This is a genomic window from Myxococcus sp. CA051A (assembly GCF_013336705.1).
Lineage (GTDB): Bacteria > Myxococcota > Myxococcia > Myxococcales > Myxococcaceae > Myxococcus > Myxococcus llanfairpwllgwyngyllgogerychwyrndrobwllllantysiliogogogochensis.
Map to the genome: position 1 here is coordinate 497,623 of NZ_JABUMS010000005.1, position 14,563 is coordinate 512,185.

11 protein-coding genes and 2 tRNA genes are annotated in these 14,563 nt (G+C 68.7%); 9 read left to right on the forward strand and 4 right to left on the reverse strand.

Translation table 11 applies throughout. From position 1 onward, the window contains the following. Positions 1–237: 237 nt before the first annotated feature. Positions 238–984 carry a lipopolysaccharide assembly protein LapB gene (locus HUA74_RS18160; RefSeq protein ID WP_141645884.1) on the reverse strand — a complete coding sequence of 249 codons (747 nt, stop codon included), beginning with the start codon at positions 982–984 and terminating at the stop codon, positions 238–240. A 96-nt stretch (positions 985–1,080) separates the two neighbouring features. Between HUA74_RS18160 and HUA74_RS18165 the strand changes: the two genes are divergently transcribed. The 7 genes from HUA74_RS18165 to HUA74_RS18195 all read left to right on the forward strand — a co-directional run bounded on the left by HUA74_RS18165 (position 1,081) and on the right by HUA74_RS18195 (position 6,784). Then, a tRNA-Leu gene (locus tag HUA74_RS18165) sits at positions 1,081–1,166 on the forward strand. A gap of 99 nt (positions 1,167–1,265) precedes the next feature. After that, the gene (locus tag HUA74_RS46635) at positions 1,266–1,934 is read left to right on the forward strand and encodes a response regulator (RefSeq protein ID WP_141645863.1); all 669 of its coding nucleotides are present in this window, start codon (positions 1,266–1,268) and stop codon (positions 1,932–1,934) included. Between the two features lie 96 nt (positions 1,935–2,030). Beyond that, on the forward strand, positions 2,031–3,335 hold the full coding sequence (locus HUA74_RS18175) for an RsmB/NOP family class I SAM-dependent RNA methyltransferase (protein ID WP_217442134.1): 1,305 nt from the start codon (positions 2,031–2,033) through the stop codon (positions 3,333–3,335). A gap of 56 nt (positions 3,336–3,391) precedes the next feature. Beyond that, positions 3,392–3,793, forward strand: a complete 402-nt coding sequence (locus tag HUA74_RS18180) for a hypothetical protein (RefSeq protein ID WP_174455490.1) — start codon at positions 3,392–3,394, stop codon at positions 3,791–3,793. A 55-nt stretch (positions 3,794–3,848) separates the two neighbouring features. Beyond that, a tRNA-Ala gene (locus HUA74_RS18185) sits at positions 3,849–3,921 on the forward strand. 382 nt (positions 3,922–4,303) lie between these two features. Next, on the forward strand, positions 4,304–6,094 hold the full coding sequence (locus HUA74_RS18190; protein ID WP_174455491.1) for a TolC family protein: 1,791 nt from the start codon (positions 4,304–4,306) through the stop codon (positions 6,092–6,094). Between the two features lie 54 nt (positions 6,095–6,148). Further along, positions 6,149–6,784, forward strand: a complete 636-nt coding sequence (locus tag HUA74_RS18195) for a phospholipid-binding protein MlaC (RefSeq protein WP_141645866.1) — start codon at positions 6,149–6,151, stop codon at positions 6,782–6,784. Positions 6,785–6,858: 74 nt separating this feature from the next. On the opposite strand, the gene HUA74_RS18200 is transcribed toward HUA74_RS18195, so the two are convergent. The 3 genes from HUA74_RS18200 to HUA74_RS18210 are packed head-to-tail and all read right to left on the reverse strand — an operon-like array spanning position 6,859 to position 10,614. Next, complete coding sequence (locus HUA74_RS18200; protein ID WP_174455492.1) at positions 6,859–7,860, reverse strand: NAD(P)-dependent oxidoreductase; 1,002 nt, start codon at positions 7,858–7,860, stop codon at positions 6,859–6,861. Between the two features lie 18 nt (positions 7,861–7,878). Further along, entirely contained in the window at positions 7,879–9,060 is a 1,182-nt protein-coding gene (locus HUA74_RS18205) for an N-acetyltransferase (RefSeq protein WP_141645868.1), read from the reverse strand. A 6-nt stretch (positions 9,061–9,066) separates the two neighbouring features. Beyond that, positions 9,067–10,614 carry an aminotransferase class I/II-fold pyridoxal phosphate-dependent enzyme gene (locus tag HUA74_RS18210; protein WP_141645869.1) on the reverse strand — a complete coding sequence of 516 codons (1,548 nt, stop codon included), beginning with the start codon at positions 10,612–10,614 and terminating at the stop codon, positions 9,067–9,069. A gap of 434 nt (positions 10,615–11,048) precedes the next feature. On the opposite strand from HUA74_RS18210, the gene HUA74_RS18215 reads away from it, so the two are divergent. Further along, entirely contained in the window at positions 11,049–13,559 is a 2,511-nt protein-coding gene (locus HUA74_RS18215) for an MMPL family transporter (protein WP_174455493.1), read from the forward strand. Next, positions 13,556–14,530, forward strand: coding sequence for a phosphatase PAP2 family protein (locus HUA74_RS18220; RefSeq protein ID WP_371817257.1), 975 nt, complete (start codon positions 13,556–13,558; stop codon positions 14,528–14,530). Before HUA74_RS18215 ends, HUA74_RS18220 begins: the two co-directional genes overlap by 4 nt. Positions 14,531–14,563 lie beyond the last annotated feature (33 nt).

Here is a 14,563-nt window from a genome sequence, read left to right on the forward strand (position 1 = left end):
CGGCCGCCAGGCCCGACTGCTGTGCGCGGCGGGTGTCATCCCCGTCGGCGCGCGTGGGCGAAGAGCAAGCAGCATGCCCTTGGAGCAGGCATGCGGCCGGGAGTCATTTCAGGGGGTTGCGATGCGAACGCTTCCTCGCGACAAAGGCGGATCGGAAGTCGTTCCAGCGTCAGGGCAGGGGAGGCGGTAGGAATTCCCGGGCGAAGGAGGGCGCGCACGCCCCCCTCGCTCCTGGGATCAACGTCGGGTAACGAACTGCATGCGGCGTCCACCACCGCCCATGGGCGGCATCGTCGGCGGGGCCTCGAGCCCGAACTGCCACCACAGCGGCTCGTAGGGCTTCATCTTCAGCCGCTTGTCGTTCTGGAGCTGGGCGAGGCTGGCCTTGAGCTTCTCGTCCTTCGGGTTCTCCTCCACGCCGCGGCCGAGCACCTTGAGGGCCTCGTCCTTCTCCTTGTTCTGCAGGAGGCACCAGGCGTAGACGGCCCAGACGATGGCTTCCTTCTTCCCGCTCTTGGTGGCGGACTCGAAGGCGGTCTTCATCCCCGCGAAGTCCTTGCGCTGGTAGCGCAGGGCACCCTCCATGGCCTTCGCCATGTAGTTGCGGGAGCTGCCCTTGCTGAAGGCCGCCTGCGCCCCGTCATGGTCCTTCACCATGTACTTCAGCATCCCGATCTGCGCGTGAATCTCCGGACCCACCATGAACTGCCACTTGTCATAGACGAGTCCCTTCTCGAGCGTCTTCACGGCCCGGTCGACCCGGCCCTGCGCGTCCTTCTGACTGGTGGGCTGGGACTGGAGGTCCTGTTGCACCGTCGTCATGAGTGCCTGGATGCGGGTGGCGACCCGCCGGGCCAGGAAGATGAAGGTACCGAGTGCGGCGATGAGGCCGGGCACCAGGCCCGCCCAGATGGAGAAGCCGGCGAACTTCACCAGCAGCGCGACCACGATTCCCACTGCCAGCGAGATGAGCAGGTTGTACATGCGGGGGCCCTCATAGCGATGTGCGTCCGGCACCGCAATCTTCGGATGCATACGGGCGACCGTCGCGGTATACGTCTGGCCGCTTCCGTAACAAACGGCCCTCTGTCGAAATTGGTAGACGAGGCGGACTCAAAATCCGCTGCGGCTGACCCCGCGTCCCGGTTCGAGTCCGGGGAGGGCCACTTCCCGAAAGGGGTGGGTGACTGGCAGGGCATCGCCGGTTCCCCCGCCTGGGACCGTGGAGGACGTGCTCCGGTCAGGGGCGTTGGAGATACCCCGAGATGAAGGTTCTGCTGGTCGAGGACGACGCGAGCCTCCGGGAAGGCATGGGTGAGCTGATCTCCGACCTGGCGGAGGTGCGCTCGGTCGGCGAAGTGAGCTCGGCGCTGGCGGCCCTCGGCCAGGAGCGCTTCGACCTCGTCGTCACGGACCTGCGCATCGGCGGCGGAGAGTCGGGCGGGCGCTCGGTGCTGGAGGCGGCCCGGAAGGGGCGCCAGGCGGTGGCCATCGTCAGCGCGGCGTCTCCGGAGGAAGTGGCGCGGGCCCTGAGGCCCTTCGTCCCGGATGGCGTCCTGGTGAAGCCCTTCCAGATCGAGGACATCCTCGGGTTGGTGGAGCGCTTCCTGGCCGTGCACCGGAACGTGGAGCTGGCGTCGAGGGGACAGGTTCCCTCCGAGAGTGACTGGGTGGAGTGCGCGCCGGGTGTGCACCTGGCCTCGCCGGGCGGCAAGGCGGCGGGTGCCATCTGGGTGCGGCTGGCGGCGGCGGGGCAGTGGGCCTGGTCGGCCCGGCCTCGTGGGCGGGAGGCGGCCCTGTTGCTGGAGGGCGAGCTGGAGATCGAGGGGACACGCTTCGTGGCCCCGGCGACGTTCTTCGTGGGTGCGGACGAAACGCCCGAGGTGCGCACGCCCACCGGGTGTCTCGTCATCACGCTCGGCCTGGACGGTTGAAAGGGCAGGTTGGCACCCGTGGACACTGTTTGGCCTACAACTCCGCATGATGCGGCACGTCTCGGTCGTCCCTCGCGGAGGGCGGCGACGGCGGCGTTGGAAGCGCACATCGCGGTGCTGCGGGGAGATCCGCTGAAGGCCGCGCTGGCCAATGCGCTGAGGGACGCGGATGGGCTCGGAGGCCAGGAGCGGCGCTTCGCCGCGCTCGTCGTTCGCGAGCTGTCCCGTCATCAGCGCCTCTTGGATCTGGCGGCGAAGCTTTTGGGCCACCCGCCGGGCAAACTGGTGATGGTGGAGGATCAGGCCCTGGTGCGGTACGCGCTGTGGCGGCGCATCTTCTGTGGTGAGACCTGGGCGCGCATCGGCCCGGAGGTGCGACTGCCGGGCCCCATGAGGCCGCGCACCCTGAAGGACGAGGTGCTCCAGAAGGTGGTGGAGTCGGAGCTGCCCGAGGCGCCGCTGCCGGACTCCCACGCGGAGCGGCTCGCCATGCGGTACTCGTTCCCCAACTGGCTGGTGCAGAAGCTGGCGCAGGCGTACCCGGACGAAGCCACGCTGGAGGGACTGCTGTCGTCGCTCGACGAGGAGCCCGGCCTGCACTTCCGCGTCAGGCCTCCGGGCACGCGGGATGAAGTCCTGGCGGCGCTGGTGGAGGAGGGCGTCGCGGCGGAGGCGGTGCTCGCCGCTCCGGACGCGGTGCGCGTGGTGGATGCGAGCCATCGCGTCTTCGAGACGCGGATGATGAAGACGGGGCGACTGCAAGTTCAGGACGTGGGCAGCCAGCTCATCTCAGAGGTCTGCCGTCCGGTGGGCGGCTCGCTGACGGGCCTCACCGTCGCGGATGTCTGTGCGGGCGCGGGCGGCAAGACGCTGGCGCTGGCGGACTTTGTCGGTCCCTCGGGACGGGTGCTCGCGGGAGACCGCTCCCGACGCCGGCTGGCCGAGGCGCGTGAGCGGGTGCGTCACTTCTCGCTGCGGCAGGTGGCCTTCCCGCATCCCTTGCCCCTGTCCGACGCGGACGTGTTGCTCATCGACGCGCCGTGCAGCGGCACGGGCTCACTGGCGCGCGAGCCGGATCAGAAGTGGAAGCTCACCGCGCAGGAGATCGCCAAGTACCAGACGACGCAGTCCGAGCTGCTGGAGGAGGTCTCCCGGCAGGCGAAGCACGGAGCGCTCATCGTCTACGCCACCTGCTCGGTGTTGCCGGACGAGGACGAGGCCGTGGTCGAGGGCTTCCTGGCGAAGCATCCGGAGTTCACCCTGGAGCCTGTCTCAGACGTGCTCGGAGCGGAACGGGCTGCGCTGGCGGCCCACGGGCCGTACCTCAAGTCCCTGCCGCCCAAGGTGCCAGGGGGCGGATTCTTCGCCGCGAGGCTGCGCCGGACGACGGGGCAGGGTTGACAGTCCACGAGCCCACACGCTACGCCAGTATTGGTTCTTCAAGGGGTGTCACCCACGTGGCGGCCGACGCGAAGCAGTCCGAGGTGGTGAAGCAGATCAACGAGGCCTTCCAGGCGGCGCAGGCCCGTCTGGCGCAGCTGCGCGAGGCGGTGGAGCGCAACACCGACCTGGCCCGCGCGAACGCCAGGGCCACCGTGCTGAAGGACCAGAAGGACCGTGCTCTCAAGGAGCTCGGTGACCTGGTCTACCGGCAGATCCAGAAGGGCAGGCTGGAGCTTCCCGCGGGCTTCGCGTCCGCGCTCAAGGCCATCGAGGCGGCCGAGCAGGCAGCCGAGGCGCATGCTCGCGAGCTCACCGATATCCTTCGGGAAGGTGAGGAAGTCGCCGAGCGGTTGAAGGTTGGAAAAAACGCACCGAAGCCTCAAACAGTTCTTGGCCCTGGGAACAAGAAACGGTAGAAGGCACGCACTTTCGACGTCGGGCCGCAACCCAAGGCGGCCAGCAGCAAAAGACGGGGCTATAGCTCAGCTGGGAGAGCGCTTGAATGGCATTCAAGAGGTCACCGGTTCGATCCCGGTTAGCTCCACTCTGAAGTAGAAAGGCCCGCCCGGGAAACCTGGCGGGCCTTTTTCATTTCCGATGGGCGGTCGCGAGCGATGGCCCCGGTTTCGCGCCGGGCCTCACGCGGCTTCCTTGAGTGCGTGACCGACGACTCCCCGGAGCTGCTCCGCGCTGGCGTCCCGTCCTCCGCATTCTTCCAAGCACGATTCGAGGTCTCGGCGATGTCGCGACGTGGTGAACGTGGCCCCTTCGACGCTACTCACTGTGGCGCGGCACGGGGACATGGGGACGCGATGGACGAGGACTCTCGACAGCGGACGAAGTTGGTCGGTGACTGTGCCCTGGCGAAGGAAGATGCTGCGACGTCGCGGGCTTCTCGGATATGGGGGCCCGCGAGAGGCCGAGCAATGCGCAGACACCTGGATCGAGGCGTGGCAGTGGCGCTGGTGCTCGCGGGTGGGCTGTCGGCCGCCCAGCTCACCCCAGGCTCGGCGGGGCAGGGCGGTGGCTCGACGCCGGGAACGACGGGGACCTCGGGCAGCTCGACGCCGGGGACGACGGGAACCACCGGCAGCGGTCAGTCCGGGACGGGAACCGGGACGACGGGAAGCCCCACGCCCACGCCCACGCCCACTCCCACTCCGAGCACGGGGACGCCGACGCCTGGCGCCGCCGCGCCGCAGGCTCCCGCCACGTCGACGGGCTCGACGGGAGGCACCACGCTTCCTCCAGGTCCGCCGACGATTGCGCCCGAGACGGTGGACAGCTCCACGAACCCTTCCGGGGGCCGCACGGTGTCTCCGGCGCCCATGCGAGAGACCGCGCGCGAGGCGCAGCAGGCCAAGGAGGGCGTGGCGCAGGTACCGGATGCGGACGCCCCGCCCGCCAAGGCCGCGCCCCTGACGTTGGCGCAGTTGGTGGAACGGGCGCGCGCGACGGACTCCCGCGTGGAGGAGGCGAGCGCGGAGCTGCGCAAGTTCCAGGCGCTCTACAAACAGGCGAAGTGGGCCTGGTTCCCCAAGTTCGAGATCTCCGTGGGCGCGGGAGGCCCGGTGCCCGAGGCGCGCAATGACGGCGTCGGCGGCCCGCCCACCACCGAGGCGTCCTACGAAGGAGACTGGAACCTCGGCAGGGTCGGCATGACGGTGTTCTCCTCTGGAAACGCGGTGCTGCCGCTCTACACGTTCGGCAAGCTGACCGCGCTGGAGAAGGCGGGCGCGCAGGGTCCCATCCTCGGCGCGGCGCTGCGCGAGCGGGCCCAGGACGAGGCGGGCTTCCAGGCCGCTCAGGCGTACTTCAGCTACCAGCTGGCGCGCTCCGGGGTGCAGCAACTCGAGGAGGTCTCCAAGCGACTGGAGGACGCCGCCGAGCGCATCGCCGCGCTCCTGAAGGAGGAGTCACCCCAGGTGACCCAGGTGGACACGTACAAGGTCCGCTTCTTCCGGCAGATCGTCGAGGCCAAGAAGGCCGAGGCGATTCAAGGGCGCGCGCTCGCGCTGACCGCCATCGGCGTGCTGGCAAACGCCACTCCCGGCGCGTCGGTCGACGTCGTGGAGGAAGAGCTGGCGCCCGAAGCGGAGGTGCAGCCCCCCTCGCTGGAGCGGGCGGTGGCGTTGGCCGAGCAGTACCGGCCGGAGTTCACCGCCATCGCCGCGGGCATCGTCGCGCGTGAGTCCGAAGTGCTCATCCGTGAACGGAGCTACTTCCCGGACCTCGGGCTCGCGGGATTCTACGACGTGCGATTCACCACCAGCGCCACGCGGCAGCGCAGCCCCTTCGCGTATGACCCGTACAATGATCGCACCGCGGGCCTCGGCCTGGTGATGCGGGGGACGTTCGACATCCCCATCAAGGACGCGCAGTTGGATCAGGCGCGGGCGGAGCTCGACAAGCTGCGCGCCCAGGAGAAGCAGATTCGCGCCGGCATCCGCCTGGAAGTGGCGAAGGTGCATGGCGAGCTGGTGGCCGCATGGTCTCGGGCCCGGGCGTATACGGACGCGGAGAAGAGCGCGCGTCGCTGGGTCACCTCCGCGTTCGCCGCCTTCGACCTGGGGACGGGCGAAACGCGCGATTTGGTGGACGCCTTCACGGCCTATGCGCAGGTTACAGGCGACCGGTCGAAGAGCTGGTTCGACGTCCGGTTGGGAATGGCGGCCCTCGCCCGAGTCACGGGGACGCCACCCGCCCCGGGTGAATAATCGGGGCGCCGCGTCTGTCCGCTGTACCGTCCTCCTTCACGGAGTCGAAAAGCCATGATTGCTTCCCTGCTTGCCGCCACCCTGATCGCCGCGGCGCCTGGTCCCCTCTCCGTCGTCAAGTCTGGGAACGCGGATGTCCAGAAGGCCGCCAACGCTCCCGGCGCCACCGTTGAATCCCTCGCCAGCGTCGTCGAGAAGTTCGTCGACTTCCAGGAGCTGGCGAAGCGCGCCCTCGGAGACAAGACGTGGGCCACGCTCACGCCCGCCCAGCGCAAGGACTTCTCCGAGACGATGACGGGGCTCCTGCGCGCCTCCTATGCCCAGAAGGCCATTGGCCAGGCCCAGGCCGAAGTGAAGTACGGCAAGGAGTCCATTGAGGGCACCGAGGCCACCGTCAACACGACGCTCACCCTCAAGAAGGACCAGATTCCCGTCGACTACCGCCTGTACAAGCCCAGCGCCAAGAGCGACTGGCGCATCTACGACGTCGTCACCGACGAGGTGTCCCTCGTGGACACGTACAAGGGCCAGTTCCAGAAGCTGCTGAGCACCAAGGGCTTCGACGGCCTGCTCTCCACCTTGAAGACCAAGCGGGCGCAGCTCGAGAAGGAGAACGCGGCCAACTCGGCCAAGGGTTCCACGGGCGCAACGGGCTCGGCGACGGGCGGCTCGGCGGGTCCGACGAAGTGAGCTGACGCGAACCCCGCGTCACCGAAGCACTCCAGGCCGGGGCTCCCACGCGAGGGGCCTCGGCCTTCGTCTTTTCAGGTGCGCGCGAGCTGCTGGTACGACGCGAGGGTGCCGACGAGCCCCTCGGCCAGGGCAATGGTGGGCAGGAAGCCCAGCTCACGCGAGGCGCGCTCGGTGGTGCAGGTCCATGCCGCGGCGGTCATCTCCCGCACCTTGTCGCGGTTGAGGATGGGGGTGATTCCGCGCAGTCGGGCGATGACCTCGGACCCCAGGCCAATCATGTAGCCCACGCTGTCGGGCACGGGCAGCACGGTGGGGGCCTTGAGGCCCAGCGCATGGGCCACCGCCGCGCACAGCTCTTCCCAGGTGTACTCACGTCCATCGGAGACGGTGTACACGCCGCGCGCCGGGTCGGCCTTGTCCAGCGTGGGGCCTCGCTCGGCGGCCGCGAGCAGCGCGGTGTTCAGGTCATCGACGTGGATGAGCGAGTAGCGCTTGGGCCCGAAGCCGCTCTTGAGCGCCAGCCCTCGCTCCGCCATGGGAATCACGGAGGGGATGAACTCCACGTCGCCAGGGCCATAGACCATGGGGGGCCGGACGATGACGGAGGGAACCCGGTCCGCGAGTTCGCGCACGGCCTCCTCGCCCCCCAGCTTGCTGCGGCCGTAGACGGAGACGGGCGCCGGAGGGTCCTCTTCCCGGCGTGGACGCTCTGGAGTGGACGGCCCCGCGGCGGCCAGCGACGAGCAGTAGACGAGCCGGGGAGGGCGGGACAGTGACGCCATGGCCTCCGCGACGCGGCGGGTGCCATTCGCATTGCCCTCGAAGTAGCCCGCGGGCTCCCGGGCCTTGGTGACGCCGGCCAGGTGCAGGACACAGTCGACGTCGCGCACGGCCTCCGCCAGCCCTTCGCCCGTCGTCAGGTCTCCCACGGCGAACCGGGCACCGAGCGCCGCGAGCGCGTCGCGACGAGAGCTGGAGCGCACGAGCGCCGTGAGCGAGTCACCCCGCTCGACAATGCGGCTCGCGAGCCGATGGCCGATGAAACCAGTGCCACCGGTGAGGAGGAAGCGCACGAGGAGACTCCAGGAGGATTACAGCGGGCGCTGGTAGATGCGGTACGCCTTGGAGCGCTGGCCACCCATCGACTCGATGGCGCGGTTGACGAGGTGGTTGTCCTCGAGCGTCCAGGAGATCTCTCCACCGGAGTACCCGAGGCGGTGCGCGGTGCGCAGCGTGTCCAGGTACAGGATGGCGTCCAGCCCTCGGCGCCGGTAGCCCTCCTTGATTCCGAGGGTGATGAGGCGCAGGCGACGGATGCTTCGCGAAGCGAGCGCCAGCTTCACCAGGCCGATGGGCAGGCCGAACGTCGTCAGGCGCCCGTTGGCGGCCTTGAGCGCGTGGTTGGCGTCCGGCAGCGTCATGGAGAAGGCGACAGGCTCACCCTTCACCTCGGCGATGAGCACCAGCTCCGGCCGGACGATGGTCTTCATGTCCTTGGCCAGGTGGTCGAACTCCCGGTCCGTGAAGGGCACGAAGCCCCAGTTCTTCTCCCAGGCCGAGTTGTAGATGTCGCGGATGCGCTCGACCTCGTTGGCGAAGTCCTTGAGGTTCACCGCGCGCACGGTGATGCCCTCGCGCTGGCGCATCTTCTCCGCGATGCGCACCACCTTCTCCGGCGGCTCCGCGGACGAGGACAGCTCGTAGGCGAACAGGTCCTTGGCCTTCACCAGCCCGCACGCCTCGATGAGCGACGCGTAGTAGGGCGGGTTGTACGGCATCATCACGGCCGGCGGCGAGTCGTGCCCCTCGATGAGCAGGCCCCAGTCCTGGTTGGACGAGAAGTTGGCCGGCCCGAGCATGGCGTCCAGCCCGCGCTGCTTCAGCCACGCCCCCGCCGCGTCGAGCAGCAGTCGCGCGACGCCCGCGTCATTCACGCACTCGAAGAGGCCGAAGAAGCCCTCCTTGGTGCCGTGAATCTCCTGGTGACGTGGGTTGCGGATGGCGGCGATGCGGCCCACCACCTCCTGGCCCCTCCGGGCGAGGAACAGCTCCACCTCGCCATACTCGAAGAAGGGGTTCTTCTTCGGGTCCAGGAAATCCTTGCGCTCCATCTCCAGCGGGGGGACCCAGTTGGGATCTCCCGCGTACAGCGAGGCAGGGAAGCGGATGAACGTCATCTGCGCCGCGGCGCCCCGCACGGGCGTCACCAGGACGTCGAAGGGGAGGGGAGGAAGGGCGGGCTGTGTCGCGGGTGGCTCGGCGGGCAGGGCCATGGGGGATCAGGTCCTCTCGGCGGGGTTGCCGTCGGTGCCGTTGCGCATGAAGAAGTGCGCGCCCTTCTCCAGGAGGAGGCCGGGCAGCGTGCCGCGCTTCTCCCACAGCTTCATGGGCGCGGAGCGCAGCTGACGCAGGTCCTCCGGTTGGAGGTTGGCCGCGCGCCAGGTGAGCTGCTCCACCGCGTCGAAGATCTTCCCGGCCACCTCGCGCGACGACATGCGCTGCAGCTGCTCCAGGGTGATGCCGCCCTTGTCCGCGAGCAGACCGGCGGAGCCCGCCGCCCACTTCTCGCTCGCCTTGTTGGAGCGCACGGACGTGCCCGGGCGGGCGATCTGCACCGGCTCGTACACCGTGGGGCGCGTCTCCGGAATCACGCCCAGCTTGCGGCCGATGGTCTCGAAGGTGTCCAGCACCCGGTCCAGCTGCGCGTCGGTGTGCGTGGCCATGTACGAGGTGCGGATGAGCGCGTGGCCCGCCTCCACCGCCGGCGGAATCACCGGGTTGGCGAAGACGCCCGCCTCATGCAGCGCGCGCCAGAAGCGGAAGCACTTCACCTGGTCGCCGATGTGCACCGGAACCACGGGCGACACCGACACGCCGGTGTCGAAGCCCATGGCGCGGAAGCCGTTGTGCATCTTCTCCGCGATGTCCAACAGGCGCGCGCGGCGCTGCGGCTCCGCCTCGATGATCTCCAGCGCCTTGAGCGCCGAGGCGATGGACGCCGGCGTCATGGACGCGGAGAAGATGACCGAGCGGGACTTATGGCGGATGTAGTTGATGACGTCGAACGGACCGGACAGCACGCCGCCCAGCGACGCGAAGCTCTTGGAGAACGTCCCCATGACGAGGTCCGTCTCCTTCTCCAGGCCGAAGTACTCCGAGGTGCCCCGGCCCTTCTCACCCAGCACGCCCATCGCGTGCGCGTCATCCGTCATCACCCGGGCGTTGTACTGCTTCGCCAGCTCCACGATGCGCGGCAGGTTGCAGACGTCTCCCTCCATGGAGAAGACGCCGTCGGTGATGATGATCTTCCCCGCGTTCGGATCCGCCTGGGACAAGAGCTGCTCCAGGTGGTCCATGTCGTTGTGGCGGAACTTGCGCTCGGTGGCGAAGGACAGGCGGATGCCGTCCACCAGCGACGCGTGGTTCTGGCGGTCGCTGAAGACGATGTCGTGGCGGCCGAGAATCGACGCCAGCGCCAGGTTCGTCTGGAAGCCGGTGGAGATGACCAGCGCCGACTCGCGGTTGAGGAACTTGGCCAGCCGTCCCTCCAACTCCTCATGCAGCGCCAGCGTGCCGTTCAACAACCGCGAGCCCGAGCACGTCGTCCCGAACTTCTCCGTCGCCTTGATCGCCGCTTCCTTCACGCGCGGATCCGCCGACAGGCCGAGGTAGTTGTTGGAACCAACCATGATCACCCGCTTCCCCTCGATCTCCACTTCCGTGGCGCCGTGCGACGCCTCGATGACGCGGAAGTAAGGGTAGAGGCCGGTGGCCTTCGCGATGCGGTAGTCCTTCCAATTGCTGCACTTGTCGAAGACGTCGCTCATGGTGTTCTGTGGTCTTTCTGTATGTCTGCGTCGGGGGAGGGTTTGTCGCCTGTCAGGCGGATGCATCGCTCCGGTCGCCACTCACCATGCAGGGCTCGTTCCCGAGCCGGGGGCAACCTTGCGTCCGTCGACCTCCCTCGGGGGACGCGGGGCGGTGAATAAAGAGGCCGAGAGGCAGTGTCAAGGCGCGGACTGTCGCTTGAGTCCCATGCGAGAGGCCCTTTGACGCCCGTGCCTTGACAGCACTGGCTCTTTGGTGGCACCCCGCCGCATCGCACCGTCTTCCAGTGGATACTGGAAAGTACCGTGTGTACTCGGCTGCACGTCCGGCGGCACCTGAATGACCGGCGGAAGGCTTTCCAGCCGCCCGTTGTTTGGGGGGGCTACGAATGGCCGGGAATTTGCTATGCCCGGCGTTCATCGAGGAGTGGACGGTGGCCAGGTCTCTGCGGGAACGGTGGTTCGAGGGGTTCATCCAGACGGCGGTCTCCCGGCCCTGGTACGTGCTGCTGATCTGCGCATTGCTCGCCGCGGGCGGTATGGCACTGGCGTCGCGGTTGGAGTTTCGTGGTTCATTCGTGGAACTACTTCCCCAGGGAGCCCGTGAAGTCCAGGACCTGACACGCGTGTCGCAGAAGGCCGGCGGGGATGGGTACCTGGTCATCGTCGCGAAGGGGGACACGCCGGAGCGGCTGAAGGCTTACGCGAGCGAGCTGAAATCGCGACTGGAGGCCCTGCCGGAGGTCCGCTACGTCGAGCACAGCTACGACGTGGAGTTCTTCCGCCGTCACGGGCTGTTGCTGCTGCCGGCGGAGAAGCTGGTGGAGTTGCGCACGGAGCTGGCGGCGCGGGTGCGCTACGAGCGGCAGCAGGCCAACCCCTTCTACATCGACCTGGGGGCCACGCCTCCGCCGCCCACGTTCGAGGAGATTGCCCGCAAGCACTCGCCCAACGCGCCGGTGCACGAGTACCTGGCCAACGCGGATGGCACCGAGGTGTACCTCATGCTCAAGCCCATGGGGACGGCGGGAGACCTCTCCTTCGCGCGCCGCTTCGTGGAGCTGGCCATGGGCACGGGCCGGACGCTGGCCTCGGAGCGCTTTCCCGCGGTGAAGCTGGAGGCCACGGGCAACTTCCAGAACCGCATCGAGGAAGACGCGGTGATGCGGGGCGACCTGTCGCGCGCCGGCATGCTGTCCGCGCTCATCGCGGTGGGGCTCATCCTGCTGGCCACGCGACGCATCGCGGCGCTGGCCGTCGTCGGTGTGCCCGTCGTCGTGGGCTTGCTGGTGACGTTCGGTGTGGCGCAGCTCGCCATTGGCCACCTCAACGTGGTGACGGGCTTCCTGGTCGCCATCCTCATCGGCCTGGGCATCGAGTACGGCGTGCACCTGTGCATGCGCTACTGGGAGGAGCGGCGGACGCGCTCGTCCCGCGACGCGCTGGCCACGGCGGTGCGCGGCACGTTCAGCGGCGCGCTCACCTCGGCGGTGACGAACGCGGCGGCCTTCTTCGTGCTGCTCCTGGCGCAGTTCCACGCCTTCAACCAGTTCGGATTCCTGGCGGGCCTGGGCGTGCTGCTCGCCGTCATCGCGGCCTATGCGCTGGGACCGTCACTGCTCGCCATCGCGGAGCGGCTGCGCCCCGCGCGCAAGGACGGCGCGCCCGCGTCGGCGGAGACCGCCACGTCGTCGGCGACCCCGGCTCCGGCGCGGGAGTGGAAGCGCTGGCCCACGCCCGTCATCGCGCTGCTGGCTCTCTTGGTGGTGGGCTTCGCCGCGTTCTCCGTCTCCATCGCCCCGCGACTGGGGTTCGAGACGGACATGCGCAAGCTGAAGGGTGACTCGCCGGCCTCGCGGCTGGATGACCATGTCACCGAGCAACTGGGACAGCCGCTCAACCCGGCCATCTTCCTGGTCGACGACCTGACCCAGGCGGCGAAGGTGGAGCAGGTCATCGCGGAGGTGAAGCAGCGCAACGGCGCCGACTCCGTGTTCCTGCGCACCACCTCCCTGAACGACCTGGTGCCGGGAGACCTGGAGCGACGGGAGAAGGAGATCGCCGGCATCCGGGCGCTGCTGCAGGGGCTGCCCGAGGCGGCGCACGAGGACCCGCGCCTGAAGGACTTCGAGCAGATGGTGGAAGCGAAGCCCTACGGCCTGGACTCGCTGCCCGTGGAGGTGCGCCGTCGCTTCCTGGCCACCGACGGCCAGGGCACCTTCCTGCTGCTGTTCCCCTCCGTTTCCAACTACGACACCGACGACCTGAAGCGCTGGGCCGCGCAGATTGACCAGGTGGTGGAGACAGCGACGGCGCGGGGCGTGGAGATGTCCGTCCTGGACAGCAACCGCATCGCCGCGCGCATCTTCGCGCTGGTGCGCGGAGACGGACTGCTCATTCTGTGCTCCGCGGCGGCGGTGGTGTTTGTCGTCATCCTGCTGAGCCTGCGCAGCCTGAAGCGCGCGCTGCTGGTGACGGGGCCGCTGTTCCTGGGCATGACGTGCCTGGCGGGCGGCATGTACCTGTTCGACGTGCAGCTCAACTTCATCAACGCCGTGGTGCTGCCGAATCTCCTGGCCATCGCCGTGGACAACTCCATCCACCTGTATCACCGGTACGAGGAGGAGGGCCCCGGCTCGCTCGGCAAGGTGGTGCGGCACACGGGGCTGGCGGCCGTGGTGGCCACGCTGTCGAACGCGGCGGGCTACGGCGCGCTGCTCGTGGCCAACCACCAGGGGTTGCGCAGCATCGGACAGATTGCGCTACTTGGGGTCGTGTGCACCTTCTTGGGGACCACGGTCTTCTTCCCCGCGCTGCTCGCCCTCCTGGAGCGCTGGAAGGAGAGGCAGGGCTCGGTCGCCCGGGAGGGTGCTGTCGTCCGGAGCCTGGAGCTCGACATGGCCGGTCAGGACACCGCGCCATCGGGGGAGCGGAAATCGGCGTGAGTCTCGTGACCTTCCAGAGCTTTCGTGGCTCCGTCCCCATGAATGGCCCTCGTGATGCGCAGGTCCGGCTGGGGGCGGTGGACCTCATCATCGTCATTGCGTGCTCGCTCGGGGCCTTTGTCCTGCTCGGGCCGGGACGCTGGGCGCCGCAGGCCATCCCCAACGCGGGGCTGTTCGCCTCCATGGCCGCCGGTCCGCTGGTGCTGCGGACGTTGGAGTCCTGGTTCCCTCGCCAGCGCTGGTTGACGGTCATCGCCGACTTCTGGTTGCTGCCCGTGGCGGTGCTGACGCACTCGTGGCTGTCGCCGGTGGTGGACACGCTCAACCCGTTCCTGCGCGACGCGCAGCTCGTGGCGGCGGACCAGCGCATCTTCGGGTTCCAGGCGGCGGTGGTGCTCGCGCACGTCGTGCCGCCGTGGCTCAACGACGTGTTGATGGTCTGCTACTACGGCCACTTCGTCTGGCCGTTGGTGCTGGGCATCGGCCTGTACTACCGGGCGCGGGGCGCCTCGGCGGAGTTCGACGAGTACCTGCTGGGACTGGGCCTGCTGTTCATCCTCAACTACTCGGCCTACTCGCTGGTGCCCGCCGTGGGGCCGCGCTACTTCCTGGTCGACGCGTTCAGCGGGCCGCTGCAGGGCACGTGGACGCCGATGCTGGACTCCATCATGCGCAGGCCCCTCTTCGGTCGGGACTGCTTCCCGTCGGGCCACACCGGCACCACGCTGGTGGTGCTGTTCTACTCGTGGCGGTTCTCCCGGAAGCTGTTCTGGGTGATGTTGCTGCCGGGCCTGGGGCTCATCGTCGCGACGCTGGCCGGGCGCTTCCACTACGCCACGGACCTCTTGTGCGCCGTGCCGCTGGTGATGGTGGTGGTGGGCATGTCCGCGGCCCTGTCCCGAGCGGCCCGCCAGCGCGAGAGCGAGAGAGCCGCGCGTTCCGTCCCGGTGGACGCTATCTTGCGCCCCTGAGCCCGGTCCGGCGACTGACGCCGGCCGCCAGGA

Coding starts and splice junctions, on each gene's coding strand:
- HUA74_RS18160 (WP_141645884.1), bottom strand. CDS start 984: ATGTACAACCTGCTCATCTCGCTGGCAGTGGGAATCGTGGTCGCGCTG.
- HUA74_RS46635 (WP_141645863.1), top strand. CDS start 1,266: ATGAAGGTTCTGCTGGTCGAGGACGACGCGAGCCTCCGGGAAGGCATG.
- HUA74_RS18190 (WP_174455491.1), top strand. CDS start 4,304: ATGCGCAGACACCTGGATCGAGGCGTGGCAGTGGCGCTGGTGCTCGCG.
- HUA74_RS18195 (WP_141645866.1), top strand. CDS start 6,149: ATGATTGCTTCCCTGCTTGCCGCCACCCTGATCGCCGCGGCGCCTGGT.
- HUA74_RS18205 (WP_141645868.1), bottom strand. CDS start 9,060: ATGGCCCTGCCCGCCGAGCCACCCGCGACACAGCCCGCCCTTCCTCCC.
- HUA74_RS18210 (WP_141645869.1), bottom strand. CDS start 10,614: ATGAGCGACGTCTTCGACAAGTGCAGCAATTGGAAGGACTACCGCATC.